The organism is Parageobacillus thermoglucosidasius (assembly GCF_001295365.1).
Classification (GTDB): Bacteria; Bacillota; Bacilli; order Bacillales; family Anoxybacillaceae; genus Parageobacillus; species Parageobacillus thermoglucosidasius.
The window spans coordinates 1,577,407-1,598,304 of record NZ_CP012712.1 but is presented as its reverse complement, the minus strand read 5'-3'; the positions used below and the strand labels follow the sequence as shown (position 1 = coordinate 1,598,304).

Genomic DNA, 20,898 nt, shown 5'->3' with positions numbered 1-20,898 from the left:
GGACGCTTGGGAGCCAAGCGTTCGTTTTTGATATTTAAGAAGGAAAAAATAATTCGTATATCGAAATAATGGCCGAGAACATTTTGTGAAGGAAGTGGATTTTATGACTGTACATCATATGAAAAAAACAACGAGAGGCATCGCTGCCGAAGATCTTTTCCGCATCCACTTTGTGAGCGACCCGCAGTTTTCACCAGATGGGAAGAAAGTCATCTTTGTACAAAAAACGATTGATCACGAGCGGGAATATCGCTCCCACCTTTTTCTCTTGTCATTAGCAGATGGCAGCGTGAAACAATGGACGTTTGGAAAAAGCAAAGACACTTTTCCGCGCTGGTCTCCGGATGGAAAAACCATCGCATTTCTTTCTAACCGATCCGGAAAACCGCAAATTTGGCGCTTGCCGGCAGATGGCGGGGAAGCTCGCCAATTAACCTTCTTAAAAAACGGAGTGCGCCAGCTGTGCTGGTCGCCAAATGGGCGTTTTCTCATCGCTCTCACTTCTCTCGGCAAGGAAGAAACGCTTAAAGAACACGAGGAGAAAAACAAAAACGAGAAAGAAAAACGTAAGCTGACACCGCTTATTGTAGAACGTTTGCAATACAAATCCGATGCAGCTGGATTTCGCGATGACAAACAAGATGTGCTCATCCGCATCGATGCGGAAACGGGAGAAATGCAAGCATTAACCAACGGCGATGACGAAATCATCTCATTTGCCATATCCCCTGATGGCCAAACAGTCGCTTTTGCCGCCAACCGGAGCGAGGATCCGGATTTTACATTTACACGTGATATATTCCTTCTTGACATTGACAGCGGAAAAACGACAAAAATCACAGATGGAAACGGGTTTTTCGCTTCGCTATCTTGGTCTCCGGATGGAAAAATGCTCGCGGCGATTGGGCATGAACTCGAGTATTTAGGCGCCACATTGAACCGGGTTTGGACTTTCGACATCCCCAGCGGAGAAAAACGGGCGCTGACCGCCAATTGGGATGTGCATGTCGGCGACGCGATGGTGGGGGACATGCATTCTGGAGCCCCAAGTCCCGGGCTCATTTGGAATAAAGAAGGAAACGGCCTGTATTTTCTTGCTTCCGAGCGAGGACGAGTCAACCTCTATCATGTAGCGCTAGACGGAACAATTACCCCTTCCGTTATCGGCGATTTCCATTTATATGGATTATCCATTCATCCTCATCATCATATGGCGGTGGCAGCCATTAGCGATCCGACCCATATTGGCGACTTATATGCCGTTTCTCTTCGCGACGGAAGACGCGACAAGCTGACCAATGCCAATGAGGAGTTGGAAAAGGAGCTTTCCTTTTCTAAGCCTGAATCGTTCTCCTATCCATCCCGTGATGGTTGGGACATTCAGGGATGGCTGATGAAGCCTCTTCATCTTGAAGATGGGCAAAAAGTGCCGATGGTTGTTGAGATTCACGGCGGACCGCATGCAATGTACGGCTTCACTTTCTTCCATGAAATGCAAGTGCTTGCGGCAAAAGGATATGCGGTGCTGTTTACGAATCCGCGCGGTAGCCACGGCTATGGCCAAACATTTGTCAATGCCGTACGCGGTGATTATGGTGGAATGGATTATGAAGATATTATGAGCGGTGTCGAATATGCGCTTGCCCATTTTCATTTTATTGATGAAACACGCCTTGGCGTTACAGGCGGAAGCTATGGCGGCTTTATGACAAACTGGATCGTTGGGCATACGGACCGATTTAAAGCAGCAGTGACGCAGCGGTCTATTTCAAATTGGCTCAGCTTCTATGGAGTTAGCGACATCGGCTATTTCTTCACGGAATGGGAAGTCGGTTGCAATGTATGGGAAAATCCAGAGCGGCTTTGGCACCACTCTCCGTTAAAATATGTGAAAAACATTCGGACTCCGTTATTAATTCTTCATAGTGAAAAAGATTATCGCTGTCCAATCGAACAAGCTGAACAGCTGTTTATCTCCCTGAAACATTTAAAGCGGGAAACAAAACTTGTCCGCTTTCCAGAAGCAAACCATGATCTGTCCCGCAACGGTCCACCGACACTCCGCCTCGAACGGCTGAATCATATTGTCGGTTGGTTTGAAAAATACTTATAGGTGTGCACAGAGAATATCACCTGTTTGCTTTCATCGTTTTCTTCAACCGCAACGAATAAAGGGCTGGCAGAAACGAATGATCGTTTTTGCCAGCCCTTTATGATTTCTGCTTTGCGCCATATCCTAATTTTTTTAACAAATCGATCGCTTTGTCTTTTTCCTCGGCTGTCAACCCGGCGACCGTTTCATGAATCGTTTGCGCATGCCGCGGAAACACTTCCTCAATGAATTTTTTCCCTTTTTCTGTAATCGAAGCATAGGTGACGCGGCGGTCTTTTTCGCACGCTTTTCGCACAATAAGCCCCTTTTGTTCCAATTTGTCCACTACGTACGTAATGCTGCCGCTAGCGAGCAAAATTTTTTCGCCAATTTGCTGCAGCGGCTGGTCACCTTTATGATAAAGCAATTCTAAAACGGCAAACTCCGTCGGATTCACGCCAAACGATTGAATCGACTTGTTCACTTGATCGTTGACAGCCCGGTATGCCCTTGATAACACGATAAACAATTTTAATGATTGGTCAATGTCTTTCTCTCTTGTCATCTACAATCAAACCCTTTTGTTCGTTGAATTAACATCATGTCAGCATCTTTGCAAATGAAGCTTGAAAAACTATTGGATAAAAGTGAAAAGGACGCAACATCCAGTCACGTTGATGCACATGTTTGCGCCCCGCCATTTTTGCTTACGCTATCTTACTTGCATTATACTTTAAATAGCAAATGCAGTGCAATATTTTTTGAACAGGCGCTCTGCCTCTGCGGTCTATTGAGAATGCTCGCTATTTGCGATTGTTGTTTATATATTATAGTATAGTATGAATAAATTATTTTTATTGCTAAGGCATTGTAAGAACTACAGAAAAAGGGGGATTGGATGGAACAAGTATTTATTGGCAGCATACTTTCCGCATTATCAACTGGATTGGGTGCAGTTCCGATTTTATTTTTGGCAAAATCGATCACCCACCGCTGGCGGGACATATTGCTGGCATTTTCAGCTGGAATTATGATGGCAGCTTCCATGATGAGCTTAATTCCTGAAGCATTGCAGGCAGGCGGTTTTTTCGCTTTAACGGTCGGGTTATTTTTGGGCGTCCTTATTCTGACCATTTTGGAAATGACTGTTCCGCATATTGATTTAGAACATACGAAAAAAGGAATTGCGTTTGACGAAAAAGCGATGCTTATCATTGCGGCAATTACTTTACATAACATTCCTGAAGGATTGTCGGTTGGGGTCAGCTATGCTTCCAACGCAGCGGAAACGGGCAATTTGATCGCACTGGCCATCGGATTGCAAAACGCTCCGGAAGGGTTTTTAGTCGCCCTTTTTTTAATTCATCAACAGATTGGGAGATGGAAAGCGTTTATGATCGCTACGCTTACGGGGGCGGTTGAAATCGTGACATCACTGCTTGGGTTTTACTTAACGTCCATCTTTCGCCAGCTCGTTCCATACGGCTTGGCGTTTGCTGCAGGTGCGATGTTGTTCATCATTTATAAAGAGCTTATTCCCGAAAGCCACGGGGATGGAAATGAGCGTACGTCCACCTACTCCTTTATTGCCGGAATATTGTTTATGATTTTTTTAGCAGAATCATTTTAATATGGCATCACGAATTTTCGGCAGGCAAGCCAAAAGTTCGCTTCACTGTGAATCCCGTTGCCCACATAAAAATCCCCTCTTTCCTTCGCGGAAAAGAGGGGATCGTCATTTATTGAGCGTTGACTTCTTCTTTTTCGTAAATTGGCACCCATCCTTCTGTCGTAACAAAAATGCGAATCGCAACGACGCGGCGGTCTTCTTGCAGCGTAAAATAGTGACGCGTTTTTTCAGGAACGGAAATCAGATCGCCCGGCTCCAATTCAACATCGAAAAATTTCCCGTCTTTTCCTTGAATGGCGAAAACGCCGTGGCCGCTTACGATAAAGCGAACTTCGTCATCAGTATGGTGATGTTCGCGTTTAAAGTTTTCCAAAAGCTGATCCAAATTCGGCGTATCTTCCGACAAAGAAATGACGTCTTGCGCTTTGTAGCCGCGGCGCGCAGAAATATCAGCAATTTCTTCTTTGTACGTTTCTAAAATTTCGTTTTTCTCCTCATCAGTAAGCAAATATTTTTCGCGCAAATGTTCCGGAAGTTTGTTAATATCCCACTTTTCGTAAATAACTCCTTGCTCATTCAAAAATTTTACCACTTCCGCAAAATCTGTAATTCTTTCATTTGTTTCATGAAAACGAATAACTGGCATTGTTTCATCCTCCTTAAATAATATGATTTTATATGGAAAAAGGTTAAGCAAATGCCTTTGCTCCCTTGAGAAGCAGCAGCTTCACATGATAGCTAAACAAAAACTCCCACGCTTCCAAAAACTTTTTCGCTTCAAATGCGTCTTTTCCCCATACGGTAATGCCATGGTTGCGGATCAATACCGCGCCAGCATCGCCGTTAACATGCTTGGCAAATTCTTGCGCAAGCGTCGGAATATGCGCATAGTTTCGAATAATCGGAATGCGGATGGCCGCATCTTCTTCCCAAATCCCAAACGCTTTGATAATTTCTTGATGGGAAAAGACAACTTCTCCATCATCTCCATACCATTCGGAAATGATATTATTGTCGATCGTATGGACGTGGAGGCTGCAGCCTGCATTCGTTTTACTATAAATTTCCGCATGCAAAAGCGTTTCGGCGGACGGCTTTAACTGCGTTTTTTCCACCGGATTCCCGGAAGCATCGACAAGCAAAAAATCTTCATCGGTTTGCTTTCGCTTATCTTTGCCGCTTGCCGTCACTAAAAAAGTGAGCGGATCATCGGTGACCTTAATGGACAAGTTGCCGCTTGTGGCAAAAAACCAATCGCGCGCTGCCAATTCCGCTTTGACCTCGGCAAGCTCTTTCCATCTCTTAACAAGCAAGCTCATGCTTTCACCTCCATCGTCTCCAGAAAATGAATGACATCGAAAAACGTCGCAAACGGCGTATGCGGGATATCAAGTTCTCGGCATTTTTGCAGCAGGAAATCGCGGGCGATCACATGATCCGCCAGCTTCGCCACCGCTAAATCGGTGATCGAGTCGCCAATGACGATATGGAAAGAATCCGGCTTTCTTAATTTTCGCAGCAGCGACGGCTTGCAGCAGCCGCAGCCGTTTTGGCACTGTTCATCACATGAATGCGGCCATGTGATGCGGATGGTTTCTCCACTGAAATCAGAGCCATTGCAAAAGATGCGCTCTTTTTCAACAAGCCCTTCTAAAAGCGGGTAGACAAAAAAGTCGATGCCACCGCTGACGATATATAGCGGAATGCCGCGCTCCTTCGTAAACGTGACAAATTCGCGGAAACCATCGCGGATGCGGGCGTTTTGCAAAATGAAATCAGTAATGTCTTCTTTCCAACTTGATGGCAGAAGGGAAAACATCGCGCCAACCCCTTCTTGGACCGAAATGCGCTGCGATAATATATCATCTTTTAACGTTTCCCATTCCGGCGGCGCAAACCGTTTCATAATTGCGATAATGTTGTCATTGTCTGTTATCGTCCCATCAAAATCACAAAATATGATTGGTTTTGTCGGTTTTATCATGATGTCACCTCTATTGCACCCCATAAGTCAATCGCTTTTCGCAATGCGTCATTTTCGCGCGCCGCTTCGTGAAGCGATTTGCCGGCGAGAACAGCAGCGATCGCAGCGCGGAACGCTTTGCCGCCGCCCTCCGCTCCGTCTGGATGGCCGTGTATGCCGCCTCCCGCATTGACAATGCTGTCTCTGCCAAAATCGCGGAACAATAACGGCACAAGCCCTGGATGAATGCCTGCCGACGGGACTGGAAACGACCGTTTAAACGGCTCTTTCTCATCCGTCAGCGCCGCGGCAATACCAATTGCCTCTTCTTTATCAAGGGCAACGCTTCCGTACGGCGACGGGAAAAGCACAAAATCGGCTCCGGCAAGACGCAGCAATTTTCCGAGCAGCAATGATGCTTTTATTCCGTAAAACTCCGATGGGGTCAGGGCCCCGCTGAATGCCGGGTGCGCCATGATCGGAATCGCAATCTCCTTATCTTCGCGCAATCCTTGGAGCACATCTAAACCATAGGCAAATACGTTGAACAGCAATATGTCAGCGCCCAGCTCCACCGCGCGTTTTGCTTTTTCTTTCAGCTCAAACGTTTTTCCGGTCAAGTTAACCGCGTATAACGTCCGTTTCCCCGTCTTCTCGTACACTTCGTTTAACACTGCTTTTCCCGCTGTAATCCGCTTTTCAAACGGCAGCAAATCACTGTCAAACAAGATTTCATCATCTTTGACAAGATCGACCCCGCCAAGCGCCTGCTGCTTCAGCTGCTCAGTTAAATAAGCGATATCGCGGCCGATCACACCTTTAAAAATGCTCATCAAAAGCGGGCGGTCATATACATCCACTTTTTGGCGAATCCCATCGATGCCAAACCGGGGGCCAGGAAACTGTTTTTTCCATTCATTAGAAAATGTTATATCTAGCAATCTTACTTCTCCGTCCAACGACAACTTGCCGAATACGGTTGTCAAAAGCGCCGGAATATCAGCGCTGAAATTGGCCGTTGGATAAGCGATTTGCACGATCGCGCGCTTCAGCCGTTTTCCAAAGTAACGATTTGCCCGTTCACTGTCTTCCAGCACTTGTATATGGACGACTTCCCCTTTATGTTTGCGCAATTGCTCGCGTTCAAGCTGCGGCAAATCGGTCCATGTGCCGACCGTTAAGCCGAGCGCAATTCCTTCTGCTTTTTTTTCAATATCTTTTTCATCGTGAATCAGATATGTAGCAATCACTTTACTCATTGTCATCCCTCTTTTCGTCCATCAAAAAAGCCTCTTTAAGAAGAGGCTTTTATTTATTCACACTCTTCTTATCTCTCAGCGTTTCCGCTGCAAGAATTAGCACCGTGCTTAACCATGGTTAAGCCGGTTGCCGGGCTTCATTGGGCTTGTCCCTCCGCCTGCTCTTGATAAGAATGTCTGTGTCCTATTCACTTTCCAAACTTTCGAATTATTCGCGCTCGTAAATTTAATTTGAATTATGACAGCATTTTTTTTCGTTGTCAATCATTTTTTTTTTGCCATTTTTAAAAAAGGCCAAGCTTCGCGATCCGTTCCGCCGCCTCTTGCAAACGGGCTTCACTTGTCAATAATCCGGCGCGCACATATCCTTCCCCATGCCCGCCAAATCCGATTCCCGGCGCGACAACGACATGCGCTTTTTCCAGCAAATAATCGGAAAAACGTTCCGATGTCCAGCCGTGCGGTACTGGCAGCCACGCAAAAAACGAACCTTTTGGTGCAGTGACATCCCAGCCGATTTGCCGCAACGCGTCAATGAGCGTATTGCGCCGCGCTTCATACAAGGCGACAAGCTCCTCGACACAACGTTGCGAGGAAAGAAGAGCGGTCGCTGCCGCTTCTTGAATGGCGCCAAACAAGCTCACATATAAATGGTCTTGCAATAAATTAATCGCCGCAATCACGCTTTCATTTCCAACGGCAAATGCCACGCGCCAGCCCGCCATATTATATGTTTTGGAGAACGTATAAATTTCCACGCCAATTTCTTTTGCTCCCTCCGCTTGGAGAAAGCTAACCGGTTTTCTTCCGTCAAAACCAATCGCACCGTAAGCAAAATCATGGACGACACAAATTCCGTATTTAGCGGCAAACGACACCGTTTCTTCAAAAAACTCCTGCGAAGCAACCGCCCCAGTCGGGTTATTCGGATAGTTCAAAAACATTATTTTTGCTTTTTCCGCAACATTTTCAGGAATTTCCTCATAATCAGGCAAAAACTCGTTTTCCGCGCGCAGCGGCATCATCGCCATTTTGGCACGTGCGAGTGCGATCCCCGACCAATAATCCGGATATCCCGGGTCAGGCACGAGCACAATATCCCCCGGATTAACCAGGCATTGCGGAATCTCGACAAGCCCTGCCTTCCCGCCAAACAAAATCGCCACTTCTTTTTCCGGATCAACAGTAACGCCGTATTCGCGCTCATAAAACGCAGCAACCGCGCGCTTCAAAAAAGAATATCCTTGAAACGGCGAATATTTGTGATATTTCGGGTTTGCCACCGCCTTTTGCATCGCCGCAACAATATGCGGAGGAGTCGGCTGATCGGGGTTGCCTTGCCCTAAATTGATGATATCATGCCCCTCCGCCATTTTTTTCGCCACTTTATTGACAAGCGAAGCAAAAAACTGCTTTGGCAGGCTCTGCAATAACTCGGATGGAGGAAACTGTTTCATCATAAACACCTTCTCAAAAATTTCTTGAAATTCTAGTGAAAAATCATATATCGTAAAAATCAAAATGTAAAGTAAATTTTTTCGAGGTGAATGCCGATGACGGTGAAAATTGCTTGTCTTCAGCTGGATATCGCCTTTGGCAATCCCGCAGAAAACGAACAGCGAGTGGAAAAAGAGATAGAAAAAATTGCAAAAGATCGTCCAGATATTATCGTTCTTCCTGAATTATGGACGACCGGTTATGATTTAACCCGCCTTGATGAAATTGCCGATGAGGACGGCACACGTACAAAAGCGTTCATTCAGAAATTAGCGAAAACACATCATGTCAATATCGTTGCCGGGTCTGTTGCTAAAAAAACAGCAAATGGCGTCACTAATACAATGTACATTGCCGACCGAAACGGCGCCATCGTTGGCGAATATAGCAAGCTCCATTTATTTCAGCTGATGAATGAGCATCTTTACTTGCAATCAGGGGAAAAAATGGGATTGTTCACATTAGAAAATGCTCGATGCGCTGGCGTCATTTGTTACGACATCCGCTTTCCGGAATGGATTCGCGCCCATATGGTCCAAGGGGCGGAAGTGTTATTTGTCGTCGCCGAATGGCCGCTTCCTCGCCTTTCCCATTGGCGCACGCTGCTTGCAGCGCGCGCGATTGAAAATCAGTGCTATGTCATCGCGTGCAACCGCGCCGGAAGCGATCCAAACAACGTCTTTGCCGGTCATTCGCTGGTGATTGATCCATGGGGGGAAATCGTCGCAGAAGCAAGCGAGCAGCCTTGTACATTAACGGCGCAAATCGACCTTGCAAAAGTAAACGAAGTGCGAAAACAAATCCCGATTTTTGCAGACCGGCGCATCGATGATTACATCGCCGCCGAAAAAAATTTGCAAAAAAGTGTTGACAAATCGTTTCATAACCATGTATGATTCGTATCAAACGTAAAAACATCAAAAATTGCTAACATAACGAAAATTGCAAACTGAATATTGCGGCATACTCTTATCAAGAGTTGGCTGAGGGAATTGGCCCAATGAAGCCCAGCAACCGACCGTAATACTATCGTGAGATAGGGCGCACGTTTTGGCGCCGGAAGTTCGTTACTTCCGCAGGGCACGGTGCTAAGTCCAACAGAAAGACTCGTTCTTTCTGAAAGATAAGAGGTGCGAAGATATGGAATCTTCAAGCCTCTTTCTACGCAGAAAGAGGCTTTTTAATTTACATGAAGGGAGAGTTTTATATTATGCCAGTTTCTCATCCAACGGTTTATGAACCATTAACGGAACAAGGAGCAATTGCGCTTGCAATCCGCCTTGGGCTTTTTCCGGAAGGAACTCCGCTGGCCTGCCGCGAAATTGGCGACGGCAACTTAAATCTTGTTTTTCGCGTTGTCGATCAGCAAACAAAAAAAGGAATTATTATAAAACAAGCGCTCCCGTACGCAAAAGTAGTCGGTGAAAGCTGGCCGCTCACATTGAAACGCTCTGTTATTGAAAGCAATGCGCTGCGCACATTTGCGAGCTATGTGCCACAATATGTGCCAAAAGTATATTATTCCGATGAATCTTTAGCTATTACTGTGATGGAAGATTTGTCCCATTTGCAAATCGCCCGCAAAGGATTGATTGAAGGAAAAACGTATCCGCTCCTGTCACAGCATATCGGAGAATTTATCGCCAAAACGTTATTTTACACTTCCGACTTTGGCATGAATCAACAAGAGAAAAAACAATTGGCACAAAGCTTTGTGAATCCGGAATTATGCAAAATTACCGAGGATCTTGTCTTTACCGATCCGTTTTTTGATCATGAGACGAACAATTTTGAAGATGAGCTGCGCAATGACGTTAAAGCGCTTTGGGACGATGATAAACTCCACTTGGAAGTCGCCAAATTAAAACACAAGTTTTTAACCGAAGGAGATGCGCTCATCCATGGAGATTTGCATACCGGCAGCATTTTTGCAAGCGATGAAGAAACGAAAATCATTGATCCAGAGTTTGCGTTTTACGGCCCATTCGGCTTTGACATCGGGCAATTTTTTGCAAACTTGCTATTAAACGCTCTGTCCCGCCCAGAGCAACAACAGGAACCGCTATTCGCCCATATTGACAAAACTTGGAATGTGTTTGTGAGCGTCTTTTCCGATCTTTGGCACAGCCACAATGTCGAGCCGTACGCTAAAACGGAAGGATTATTGGAAGAAGTGCTGCACTATGTGTTTATCGATGCTATCGGCTTTGCTGGATGTGAAGTCATCCGCCGCACGATTGGCTTGGCGCATGTTGCCGACCTTGACGGCATTGAAGATAAAGAAGAGCGCTTGCAAGCAAAACGCCATGCCCTTCGCCTTGGCAGAAGCCTCATTTTGCAACGTGAAACATTGTCGGCCACAGAAGAGATTCGTTCTCTTTTCGCGCAAGCAGCACTAGCTACAACGAATTAATGTCATGAAAGGAAGAACGATATGGCAGAACCTTTTGCAATTCCGCGTTCTGTTGAATGGAACGATACTCATATCACCATCTTAAACCAACAAAAACTACCATTAGTAACGGAATATTTACAGTTAAAAGACATCGAGGATGTATGGGAAGCGATCGCCACATTAAAGGTGCGCGGCGCGCCTGCGATCGGCATTACGGCTGCTTACGGCCTCGCTCTTGCCGCACAGCGATATGAAACAGAATCACTGGAAACGTTTAAAGAGCATGTGCGAAAAGACCGCGACTACTTGGCAAGCTCCCGGCCAACAGCGGTGAACTTGTTTTGGGCGTTAGACCGGCTCGTTTCCAGCATCGCCCATGCTTTCTCTGTTAATGAAGCAAAAACGACGCTCATCCATGAAGCGATCCGCATTCAAATTGAAGATGAAGACATATGCCGGCGCATTGGAGAGCACGCGCTTTCCTTATTTCAAAACGGCGACCGCATTTTGACCATTTGCAACGCCGGCTCGATCGCAACCGCCCGCTATGGCACTGCGCTCGCACCGTTTTATTTGGCAAAAGAAAAAGGAATCCATCTTCATGTTTATGCGTCGGAAACACGTCCTGTCCTGCAAGGGGCCAGATTGACGACATGGGAATTAATGCAGGCCGGTATAGATGTGACGCTTATTACCGACAATATGGCGGCACAGACGATCAAAGCGAAAAACATTACCGCTGTGATCGTCGGCGCCGACCGCATTGCCGCTAACGGCGATACCGCCAATAAAATCGGCACGTTTGGCCTTGCCTTGCTGGCCAAAGCGTTCGGCATTCCATTTTACGTAGCTGCGCCGCTGTCGACGATCGATTTAGCGACAAAAACAGGGGAAGATATTCCGATTGAAGAACGCAATCCTGAAGAAGTGACACATATCGGCGGAACGCGAATCGCTCCAGAAGGCGTCAACGTTTATAATCCAGCGTTCGACGTAACGCCGCACCATCTCATCACCGCCATTATTACGGAAAAAGGAATCATCCGTGGCAATTATGAAACAGAACTGCCAGCACTATTCGCAAAGGGGGAACATCATGAAGCAATTTAGGTTTCACTATTTATTTGCACTGCTTTTTTCCATTCTCGTCATCCTTAGCGGCTGCTTGAACGAACAAGATGCCGTCAGTTCAAAACCAGCCAAACAAGAAAACAGCGCATCTGAGAAAACAAGCGAAACAACAGGAGCAACAACCGAACAAGCAGATATTCCTGAAAAATTAAAGAAACCGATAAAAATTGCCGCCATTATGCAAATGTCGATCGGCACATTTTCTTCTCAGTATATCGCCGGCGTTAAAGAACAAGTGCAAAAGTTTGGCGGTGAAGTGCAAATTTACAATGCGGATAACGACTTAACGAAAATGGCTTCCTATGTCGAAACGGCAATTACGCAAAACGTTGATGCGATTCTGTTAGATCACGGGCGCGCGGATGCGCTGGAAGCTCCGGTGAAAAAAGCAGTCGCCAAAGGCATTCCGGTTGTCGCATTCGACAATGATTTAAATGTCCCGGGCGTAACAGTGATTGACCAAGATGACTATAGCCTTGCCTGGAAGACGTTAAAAACGTTGGCCGAAGACTTAAATGGTGAAGGAAACATCGTCACCATTTGGGTTGGCGGATTTACACCGATGGAACGGCGCCATGTGATTTACGATGCGTTTAAAAAACGCTATCCGAACATCAAAGAAGTGGCAAAATTCGGTACGGCCAGCGCCAATACTGCTTTAGACACACAAACGCAAATGGAAGCGATTTTGAAAAAATTTCCGAATAAAGGCGATATTGATGCGGTCTTTGCGACTTGGGACGAATTTGCCAAAGGGGCAACACGTGCGATCGAGCAAGCCGGGCGCAATGAAATAAAAGTATACGGCATCGATTTAAGCGATGAAGATTTGCAAATGATGCAAAAGCCAAACAGCCCATGGGTCGCCACAACAGCAACAGATCCAGCGGAAGTCGGGCGCGTCCAAGTCCGCTTTGCTTATCAAAAAATTGCTGGGGAAAAAACGCCAAACATTTATTCATTAGAACCACATTTAGTCAAACGATCCGATTTACCTGACCAACAAGTGTCGATGAAAGACCTTCATCAATACATTTCCGGCTGGGGGCAATCCAACGTTGCCATTTCCCCTTGGATGAAAACATTGGAAGCACAGGTGAAAAACAAATGAACGGCCTTTATATGAACAATATTTATAAATCGTTTGGCACTGTCAACGTATTAAACGGCGTGAACTTCGATGTCCGGCAAGGGGAAGTTCACGCCCTTTTAGGGATGAATGGCGCTGGAAAAAGCACATTGATGAAGATTTTAGCCGGCGTTCTTTCCCCTGATAATGGCACGATTGCCATCGATGGAAAAGAATATCGGTTTTCCTCGCCTGCTGATGCCAAAAAGGCAGGCATTGGTTTAGTTGTCCAAGAAGTTGATACCGCCCTGTTTCCATCGCTGAGCGTCTATGAAAATATTGCCGCTGATGAGATCGTAGCGACAAAACAAAAGCCGATTCTTTCATGGAAACAGCAAAAACAGCGGGCCGCAGAGCTTTTGCGCCGAGTCGGCCTGTCGATTTCGCCGAACAAGCTTATCCGCGAATGCACCTTGCATGAAAAACAGCTTATCGTTTTAGCAAAAGTGCTTTCCTCATCAGCCCGATATATTATTTTAGATGAGCCGACCGCCGCGCTCAGCGAAACAGAAACAAAGCGGCTGTTTGCGATTATCAGCGATTTAAAAACACAAGGAGTTTCGTTCATTTATATTTCTCACAAACTGAAAGAGGTAAAAGAAATCTGCGACCGCGTCACCATTTTGCGTGACGGAAACGTCGTTCACCATGGCGATGTTTCCGCCCTTTCACTTGAAGAAATGATTCACTATATGGTTGGCCGCCCTTATACAACCGTGCAAAAAGAAACACGCGCATACAGCGAGGACGTTCTTTTTAAAGTGAAGCAGCTGCACATCGCGAAAACAAACACAACCGTCGATTTGCAAATTCATAAAGGAGAAATCGCCGGCATTGCCGGGCTTGTCGGAGCTGGGAAAACCGAACTCGCCGAAAGCCTCATTTCCCATACAAAAACGGCCGGAGAATGGTGGATCGATGGAAAACGCTATACGTTCTCCTCGCCAAAAGAAGCAATTGCGGCCGGAATTTGCCTTATTCCGGAAGAACGGAGAAAACAAGGGCTTTTCTTAGATGAAACGGTCCGCACGAATCTTACCGTCCGGCTATTATCATCATTAACAAAGTGGCAATGGGTGTTGCGGAAGAAAGAAACACAAACTGCGCAACAGTTAGTGGAGGCATTACAAATTCATCCGCCTTTTCCGCAAGCGGCTGTTAAACAGCTAAGCGGCGGCAACCAGCAAAAAGTCGTTATCGGGAAATGGTTAAAAACCGATGCCCGCGTGTTCATCTTTGACGAACCGACAAAAGGAATTGATGTTAACGCGAAACAAGAAGTATTTTCGATCATCCGCTCCCTCGCCGATGAAGGAAAAGCGGTTTTATATTTAACAAGTGAATTTCAAGAACTGCTCGATATCGCTGACACGATCTATATCATGGTTGACGGTCAGCTTGTCAAACATGTTTCCGCGCGTGATATCACATACGAACAACTGATTTATTACTGCAGCGGAGGTGATTTAGATGGCGCAACCGTCCGTTTCGATCGCCAAGAAAAAGCAAATGCCGTCTCTTCTTGAATTTTTATATAAGCATGGTACACTGCTGGCTATTCTCGTTGTTATTGCTTATTTTGGCATTACTCTCGACCGGTTTTTCACATACGAAAATTTCAGCGATATTTTACGGTCTATTTCCATCGTCACACTTGTTGCGATTGGCATTACGTTTTCCCTGATTGTCGATGGATTTGATTTATCCGTCGGTTCGACCGTCAGCCTGGCGACGATCGCCAGCGCAGCGGCGCTCGTATTATACCGCCAAGAAATTCTTGTGACATTGCTTGTCCCGCTGTTGCTAGGAATCGCTGTCGGATTATTAAACTCGTTATTAATTGTGAAATTAAAATTGCCGGATTTACTGGCAACACTGGCGACGATGTACGCGATTAACGGCGTGCAGCTGACGTATACGAAAGGATTTTCCATTTACAACGACATGCCGCTTCCTGACGGGGGAACAGCGCCTGGCAAATTTATTCCTTCCTTTTTATTTATTGGTCAAGGAGAAGTATTGGGCATCCCGTTTTCTGTTTTATTAATGCTAGTGGTCGTCATTGCCACCCATTTATTTTTGACATATACCAAACCGGGAAGATTGTTTTATATGACGGGGGAAAATCGAGAGGCAGCGCGGCTCTCGGGCATTCCTGTCAACCGCTATCGCACATATGCGTACGTCATCAGCGGCTTTTTTGCGGCGCTCGGCGGAATTGTCCTTGCTTCCCGAATTGGGACGGGACAAGTATCGGCCGGAGCCTCGTTTTTAATGGACGGCGTCGCTGCCGCTTATATCGGCTTTTCCGTATTTGGGGCCGGAAAGCCGAACGTCATCGGTACGCTGTTTGGCTCGATTTTAATGGGGGTTCTTCTTAACGGGCTGACGATGATGAATGTCCCGTATTACGCGCAAGACATTATTAAAGGGGCCATTTTAGTCGGGGCACTTGCATTATCGCATATGCAAAAAAAATAGAAATGTTTGTTTGTGTTTGCTGTTGCACAATAAAATCCATGGTGCCATATTCATGCGCACAAAAAACTAGAAGCGGGCCACTGCTTCTAGTTTTTTATATACTATACCTTTGCTCAAGCTCAAGCAGCAGTGCCTTGGCATCAATGCGGCTGCCAGCATATCCCGTAAGCGAGCCATTTTTTCCTATCACACGGTGGCACGGAACAAAAATGGCCAGCTCATTTGCCCGGTTTGCCTGTCCGACCGCTCTCACCGCTTTTGGACGCCCGATTTTTTCGGCAATATCGCTATAACTGACCGTCGTCCCGTACGGAATTTCACAAAGCGCCTGCCATACTTGCTCTTGAAATTTCGTTCCCTTCCATTTCAACGGCAAGTGAAATGTTTGGCGCTTGCCGTGAAAATATTCATCAAGCTGTTGTACGGCGCTTTCTAATAAAGAAGAATTGCTTTTGATCATTTCATATTGTTGGCAGTGCCGCAGCCACTCTTCCTCAAAAAGTTGGACGCTTACGATCGCATCCCCGTCGGATACGATATAAATGGGGCCAAGCAGCTCTGATTTATACACGTTGTATTCCTGTTTCATTTTCGCCCTCTCTCTCCATCCGTTCAATCGGAAGTGTGATGTGGAACGTCGTGCCGACTCCAACTTCACTTTCGACCTCGATTTTCCCTTGATGTTCTTCAATAATTTTATAACTAACCATCAATCCAAGTCCAGTGCCTCGTTCTTTCGTAGTATAAAACGGCTCGCCAAGCTTTTTGATTTTATCTTGCGGAATGCCGCAGCCTTGGTCTGTAATGGAAATGCGAATATGGCTGTCATCAAGCCGGCCGATTCGTACCGTCACTTCTCCACCTTTTGGCATCACTTCAATCGCGTTTTTCAATATATTAATAAACACTTGCTTCAATTGATTCGGTTCGCAGTAGATGCATGGAATAGGCAGCGCGAAATCAGCGACAATTTGCACATTATGCATCATCGCTTGAGCGCTGATTAAATCGATCGTATCTTGCATAATTTTGCACACATCGTTTTGTTGGTATTGTATCGCTTGCGGTTTCGCGAGAACTAGAAATTCGGTAATGATCGATTCGATCCGCTTCAGTTCCGACATAATCACATTAAAATACATAGAATAATCTTCTTTAATGCTTCCTTGCAATAATTGGATAAATCCTTTTAACGCTGTCATCGGGTTGCGGATTTCATGGGCGATGCCTGCGGCAAGTTCCCCCACCACATTCAGCGTATCCGATTTTCTTAGCTGCAGCTCCAGCTCTTTCCTTTCGGTAATGTCGCGCAACATAATCATTCCAACACCTGGGATAATTTCTTTTTTGAGGGCAAACTCAACAATTTTTTGTTTCTCGCCACTTGAAAAATCCATCTCGGCATACGCTTCTCCGCAACGATCGCATTGTTGGATTAATTTATCGAAATGTTTCCGCGCTTTTTCCGGTATAAACGCTGTTATCGGGCGATGAAGTAGCTGTTCTTTTGCCGCTTGGAAAAATTCGCAGGCGATCGGGTTCACATCTAAAATGCGATAATCTTCTCCCCATAATAAGATTCCGTTCATGGCATGGTCAAAGATGCTGCGGAATTTTTGCTCGCTCTCGCGCAGTTCTTTTTCCATTTTTCTTCGTTCTGTCACATTGCGGAAAATGGTCAAATGATATCCGTCAATCGCCCCTTGCTTCATCGTAAACTCGAGCTGCTTATCTTCACCGTTTGGCATATGGAACGTTAATTCATCACGGATTTCCCCCGTTTTGCGAAACTGTGCAAATACACGCTGCACTTTTTCATCGTCTCTGTCAAGGAAATCAAGCAAATTTTTCCGAACAAGCAAATTAAGCGGCAGTTCAAACGTCCGGCTTGCAGCGCGATTCGCGTTTAAAATATATCCACGGTCATCCCAAATCAAAATCGCCTCATGTGCTTGCTCAAAAATAGCGCGAAATCTCTCTTCGCTTTTTTGCAGCTTTATTTCCATGTTTTTTCTCTCGGTGACATCCCGCATAATCGCCATGTAAAAACCGCTATACACGTTGGATGTCGTAGTAAGCTCAAACATTTTTACCGTGCCGTCAAAACGGACGAGCGACAACTCGCCTTTTGCCGTTCCTTTTTCTTTCAATTCGGCAAGAAGGCGGACAAAGTCATCGACGCATTCTTCAGCGATAAATTGCTGAAAGGACAAGTTTAACAGCTTTGCTTTTTCTAAGTTTAAACTCATGCAAAAAGCAGGGTTTACATCAATAAAACGGCCAAATTCATCGAAAATGACAATGCCGTCTACCGCGCGGTTAAACACATCTTTAAAGAGAAACTCATGAATAATCCGCTCCCGCTCCAGCGCTTTGCGCGCGGAAATATCGCGCATAATGACCAAATCGAATTCGTTAAACGCATCTTTTTTCATGGAAAACTCAATATGTTTTACTTTTCCGTTCCTTAACTTGACAAGCAGCTCATCGCTGAATGAGCCAAATTTATGTAACATCGATTGCTGAAACATCAAAATATCCGGAGGGACTAAGTCAAGAAACATCGTCATTTTTTTCCCAATCAATTCCCTTTTTTCCATTTCAAACAGTTGGCATGCTGCTTCATTCACGTCAACAAATTCGCCGCTTTTATTAAAAATGACAATCGCATCTAAAGATCGCTCAAAAATAATGGAATAACCATTTAACTGCTCCTTTAACCGTCTGTTTTCTTCTTCCAATAATTTAACATCCACCATCAAGTTTTGTTCTTCATGGGGAGAAAGGCTATTACTCATGTTTTATCACTCCTTCTCCAAACCATATCAAATTATTATATATTCTCTGCCAAAAATTTTACTCCTTCTAATTATTCTAAAAATTCCACGAAAATAAATTTTTCCAATGTTCGACAAGTTTTTCTTCTTTTCTTTTTATCCAAAATATGTTATATTGAAATGTTGTTTTTTGATGCTCTTGTAAAGGAGTTTGTTCCGATGAACATCATTTGCACAACCTTAAACGCCAAATATATTCATACCAATTTAGCGATTCGCTACTTAAAGGCATACGCCCAGCCGGAATTTGACATAAAGCTTGTCGAATATACGATTAAAGATCCGGCGATCAATATCGTGACCGATCTTTACCGGAGAAAGCCGGACATCATTGGATTTAGCTGCTATATTTGGAATATCGAAGAAAGCCTTAAAGTCATAAAAATGTTGAAAAAGATCGCCCCTGACATCACGATCGTCGCCGGCGGACCGGAAGTGTCATATGACGTGCGCGAATGGATGGAAACCATCCCGGAATTGGATTTCATCGTCATCGGTGAAGGGGAAGAAACGTTTAAGCAACTATTAATAGAATTTTATGGAAATAAAAACTTTCACCATGTCCACGGTCTCGCGTTCCGTGAAGATGGGGAAATTATCATTAACCCGCAGCGAAACAAAATCCGCTTAGCGGATATGCCTTCGCCGTTCCGCTTTCCGGAAGACATCCCGCATTTGCCAAAGCGGATTACGTACATCGAAACGAGCCGCGGCTGTCCGTTCAGCTGCCAGTTCTGCTTATCTTCCATTGAAGTCGGAGTCCGCTATTTCGACAGGGAAAAAATTAAAGAGGATATCCGCTATTTAATGAAGCATGGAGCGCGCACGATCAAGTTCGTCGACCGCACGTTTAACATCAGCCGCAGCTACGCGATGGATATGTTTCAATTTCTGATTGATGAACACGTTCCGGGAACGGTATTCCAATTTGAAATTACGGCTGACATCATGCGCCCGGAAGTCATTGAATTTTTAAATAAAGAAGCGCCGCCGGGACTGTTCCGCTTTGAAATCGGCGTGCAATCAACGAACGACGAAGTCAACCGGCTTGTCATGCGCAAGCAAAATTTCGAAAAATTAACGCGTACCGTAATGATGGTGAAAGAAGGGGGAAAAATCGCCCAGCATCTTGATTTAATCGCCGGGCTGCCGGAAGAAGACTATACATCATTCCGAAAAACGTTTAACGACGTTTTCGCGCTCCGCCCGGAAGAACTGCAGCTTGGCTTTTTAAAAATGCTGCGCGGCACCGGCCTCCGTCTTCGCGCAAAAGATTACGGCTATGTATTTATGGATCATGCGCCATATGAAGTATTACAAAATAACGCGCTTTCTTTTGACGACATCATCCGCCTTAAACAAGTGGAAGATGTGCTGGAGAAATATTGGAATGCCCATCGGATGGATGAAACGATCGAATATTTAGTAACAAACGTATTTCCGACTCCGTTCGATTTCTTCCAGGAATTCGGCACATACTGGGACGAACGCGGCTGGGCAAAAATCGGCCATCAGCTCGAAGACTTGTTCCGCCGCCTGTACGAATTTTTGCAAACAAAACAACTGGATGAACTTCCAATCATCGAAGCGTTAATGAAATATGATTATTTGCGCAACCAAAAACATAAACCGCGCAAACCGTGGTGGGAGGAAAAAACAGACAAATCGCTGCGTTCTTCGCTTTACCGCGAGCTGCTTGAATATCCGGAACGATTAGGCGGTGAGTTTGCCTCGCTCCAGCTGAATGAAAAAGAATTATTTAAACATACAGTGATGGAAATCACTGAGTTAGATATCGGCCATTATATGGAAACAAAAGAAGTTCTCCGGATTCCAACGGTGATGATCGCTTATTTCGATCCTGTTTCATTGCAAACAAAAATATTTTCCGCACCGCTTTCTTCCTTTTCAACTGTCACAGTAAAAAAGTAGGGTTACTCCCTACTTTTTCTTTTGCATCGCTTTTTCTGCTGTTTCCTCTCTTCCATGAGCTGAACCGGCTGGTGGGCATTAAAATCGCCAAATTCGAATGCCATTTCTTCACGCACTTGATCCGCCGGGCGCTTTGTTGTTTCACCTTTCCCCTGCTTCATTGTCCGTCTCCTTGCCGCCCTTTTTTCGAATTGCGGTTTGCCCCGCGGATCATGTCTTCTTCTCCTGCATATTGTGCGGCAGCTTCAGCATCCGGCAAGCTTTCCGTCGGTGTCTTATTGTTGTTTTCCGCCGCAGCAAATTTCACTTTTCGCTTCATTCCTTATCCTCCTTTCCCGCAGCGGTTATGTCATGTTTGTAAGCAACAAGCACAATTTCCTCGCCTGTTTCCTCACGCAAACGTTTTTCTAAATCCTTCACTTGTTGTAACGCCCCCTCGCGCAAATGGGCGACAAAAAATGCAGTGCTGTTCACATCTATCCCTCTCTTTGCGTTTTTTCTGATTTTTCCTTGCGCTCCGTGCCGCTTATTCATCCCACATAGAATAAACCT

The 20,898-nt window shown here is 45.4% G+C and carries 20 protein-coding genes and 2 riboswitches; of the genes, 9 read left to right on the top strand and 11 right to left on the bottom strand.

Features of this window, described 5'->3' with window-relative positions; translation table 11 throughout:
• Positions 1-103: 103 nt before the first annotated feature.
• The gene (locus AOT13_RS07975) at positions 104-2,113 is read left to right on the top strand and encodes a S9 family peptidase (protein WP_003252137.1); all 2,010 of its coding nucleotides are present in this window, start codon (positions 104-106) and stop codon (positions 2,111-2,113) included.
• A gap of 97 nt (positions 2,114-2,210) precedes the next feature.
• Here the strand turns inward: AOT13_RS07975 and AOT13_RS07970 are convergent, their stop codons facing one another.
• The gene (locus tag AOT13_RS07970) at positions 2,211-2,657 is read right to left on the bottom strand and encodes a MarR family winged helix-turn-helix transcriptional regulator (protein ID WP_003252140.1); all 447 of its coding nucleotides are present in this window, start codon (positions 2,655-2,657) and stop codon (positions 2,211-2,213) included.
• 333 nt (positions 2,658-2,990) lie between these two features.
• On the opposite strand from AOT13_RS07970, the gene AOT13_RS07965 reads away from it, so the two are divergent.
• On the top strand, positions 2,991-3,722 hold the full coding sequence (locus tag AOT13_RS07965) for a ZIP family metal transporter (RefSeq protein WP_003252141.1): 732 nt from the start codon (positions 2,991-2,993) through the stop codon (positions 3,720-3,722).
• Positions 3,723-3,831: 109 nt separating this feature from the next.
• Here AOT13_RS07965 and AOT13_RS07960 read toward each other — a convergent pair whose 3' ends face one another.
• The 5 genes from AOT13_RS07960 to AOT13_RS07940 all read right to left on the bottom strand — a co-directional run bounded on the left by AOT13_RS07960 (position 3,832) and on the right by AOT13_RS07940 (position 8,401).
• Positions 3,832-4,368 (bottom strand): 1,2-dihydroxy-3-keto-5-methylthiopentene dioxygenase, encoded by a 537-nt coding sequence (locus AOT13_RS07960; protein WP_003252143.1) that lies wholly within the window; start codon positions 4,366-4,368, stop codon positions 3,832-3,834.
• A gap of 43 nt (positions 4,369-4,411) precedes the next feature.
• Complete coding sequence (locus tag AOT13_RS07955) at positions 4,412-5,041, bottom strand: methylthioribulose 1-phosphate dehydratase (protein ID WP_003252145.1); 630 nt, start codon at positions 5,039-5,041, stop codon at positions 4,412-4,414.
• On the bottom strand, positions 5,038-5,706 hold the full coding sequence (gene mtnX, locus AOT13_RS07950; RefSeq protein ID WP_003252147.1) for a 2-hydroxy-3-keto-5-methylthiopentenyl-1-phosphate phosphatase: 669 nt from the start codon (positions 5,704-5,706) through the stop codon (positions 5,038-5,040). Before mtnX ends, AOT13_RS07955 begins: the two co-directional genes overlap by 4 nt.
• Positions 5,703-6,944 carry a 2,3-diketo-5-methylthiopentyl-1-phosphate enolase gene (gene mtnW / locus AOT13_RS07945; RefSeq protein WP_042384962.1) on the bottom strand — a complete coding sequence of 414 codons (1,242 nt, stop codon included), beginning with the start codon at positions 6,942-6,944 and terminating at the stop codon, positions 5,703-5,705. Before mtnW ends, mtnX begins: the two co-directional genes overlap by 4 nt.
• Before the next feature lie 65 nt (positions 6,945-7,009).
• A riboswitch (SAM riboswitch) is annotated at positions 7,010-7,118 on the bottom strand.
• A 110-nt stretch (positions 7,119-7,228) separates the two neighbouring features.
• Positions 7,229-8,401 (bottom strand): pyridoxal phosphate-dependent aminotransferase, encoded by a 1,173-nt coding sequence (locus AOT13_RS07940; RefSeq protein ID WP_003252151.1) that lies wholly within the window; start codon positions 8,399-8,401, stop codon positions 7,229-7,231.
• Positions 8,402-8,497: 96 nt separating this feature from the next.
• Here AOT13_RS07940 and AOT13_RS07935 point away from each other — a divergent pair, with 96 nt between their 5' ends.
• The 6 genes from AOT13_RS07935 to AOT13_RS07910 all read left to right on the top strand — a co-directional run bounded on the left by AOT13_RS07935 (position 8,498) and on the right by AOT13_RS07910 (position 15,577).
• On the top strand, positions 8,498-9,337 hold the full coding sequence (locus AOT13_RS07935; RefSeq protein WP_013401369.1) for a carbon-nitrogen family hydrolase: 840 nt from the start codon (positions 8,498-8,500) through the stop codon (positions 9,335-9,337).
• A gap of 70 nt (positions 9,338-9,407) precedes the next feature.
• Positions 9,408-9,571: riboswitch (SAM riboswitch) on the top strand.
• An 80-nt stretch (positions 9,572-9,651) separates the two neighbouring features.
• A complete protein-coding gene (gene mtnK, locus AOT13_RS07930) occupies positions 9,652-10,854 on the top strand; it encodes an S-methyl-5-thioribose kinase (RefSeq protein ID WP_003252156.1) in 1,203 nt (400 codons plus the stop codon).
• Between the two features lie 21 nt (positions 10,855-10,875).
• A complete protein-coding gene (gene mtnA, locus AOT13_RS07925; RefSeq protein WP_003252158.1) occupies positions 10,876-11,946 on the top strand; it encodes an S-methyl-5-thioribose-1-phosphate isomerase in 1,071 nt (356 codons plus the stop codon).
• Complete coding sequence (locus AOT13_RS07920) at positions 11,933-13,078, top strand: sugar ABC transporter substrate-binding protein (protein WP_013877277.1); 1,146 nt, start codon at positions 11,933-11,935, stop codon at positions 13,076-13,078. The genes mtnA and AOT13_RS07920 overlap by 14 nt, the downstream gene beginning before the upstream one ends.
• Positions 13,075-14,622 (top strand): sugar ABC transporter ATP-binding protein, encoded by a 1,548-nt coding sequence (locus tag AOT13_RS07915; protein ID WP_042384964.1) that lies wholly within the window; start codon positions 13,075-13,077, stop codon positions 14,620-14,622. Before AOT13_RS07920 ends, AOT13_RS07915 begins: the two co-directional genes overlap by 4 nt.
• Positions 14,567-15,577, top strand: a complete 1,011-nt coding sequence (locus tag AOT13_RS07910) for an ABC transporter permease (protein WP_003252164.1) — start codon at positions 14,567-14,569, stop codon at positions 15,575-15,577. The genes AOT13_RS07915 and AOT13_RS07910 overlap by 56 nt, the downstream gene beginning before the upstream one ends.
• Positions 15,578-15,671: 94 nt before the next feature.
• Here the strand turns inward: AOT13_RS07910 and AOT13_RS07905 are convergent, their stop codons facing one another.
• Both AOT13_RS07905 and AOT13_RS07900 read right to left on the bottom strand, forming a co-directional pair.
• Complete coding sequence (locus tag AOT13_RS07905) at positions 15,672-16,166, bottom strand: methylated-DNA--[protein]-cysteine S-methyltransferase (protein WP_003252165.1); 495 nt, start codon at positions 16,164-16,166, stop codon at positions 15,672-15,674.
• Positions 16,141-18,375 carry a PAS domain-containing sensor histidine kinase gene (locus AOT13_RS07900; protein WP_042384966.1) on the bottom strand — a complete coding sequence of 745 codons (2,235 nt, stop codon included), beginning with the start codon at positions 18,373-18,375 and terminating at the stop codon, positions 16,141-16,143. Before AOT13_RS07900 ends, AOT13_RS07905 begins: the two co-directional genes overlap by 26 nt.
• A 198-nt stretch (positions 18,376-18,573) precedes the next feature.
• On the opposite strand from AOT13_RS07900, the gene AOT13_RS07895 reads away from it, so the two are divergent.
• Entirely contained in the window at positions 18,574-20,346 is a 1,773-nt protein-coding gene (locus AOT13_RS07895) for a B12-binding domain-containing radical SAM protein (protein ID WP_003252170.1), read from the top strand.
• 2 nt (positions 20,347-20,348) lie between these two features.
• Here the strand turns inward: AOT13_RS07895 and AOT13_RS20465 are convergent, their stop codons facing one another.
• Genes AOT13_RS20465 through AOT13_RS20455 form a run of 3 tightly spaced genes read right to left on the bottom strand, consistent with a single transcriptional unit; the run spans position 20,349 to position 20,820 of the window.
• Positions 20,349-20,507 carry a hypothetical protein gene (locus AOT13_RS20465; protein WP_167542266.1) on the bottom strand — a complete coding sequence of 53 codons (159 nt, stop codon included), beginning with the start codon at positions 20,505-20,507 and terminating at the stop codon, positions 20,349-20,351.
• Entirely contained in the window at positions 20,504-20,665 is a 162-nt protein-coding gene (locus AOT13_RS20460; RefSeq protein WP_013401377.1) for a hypothetical protein, read from the bottom strand. The genes AOT13_RS20465 and AOT13_RS20460 overlap by 4 nt, the downstream gene beginning before the upstream one ends.
• Complete coding sequence (locus tag AOT13_RS20455; protein WP_013401378.1) at positions 20,662-20,820, bottom strand: hypothetical protein; 159 nt, start codon at positions 20,818-20,820, stop codon at positions 20,662-20,664. The genes AOT13_RS20460 and AOT13_RS20455 overlap by 4 nt, the downstream gene beginning before the upstream one ends.
• Positions 20,821-20,898: the final 78 nt, after the last annotated feature.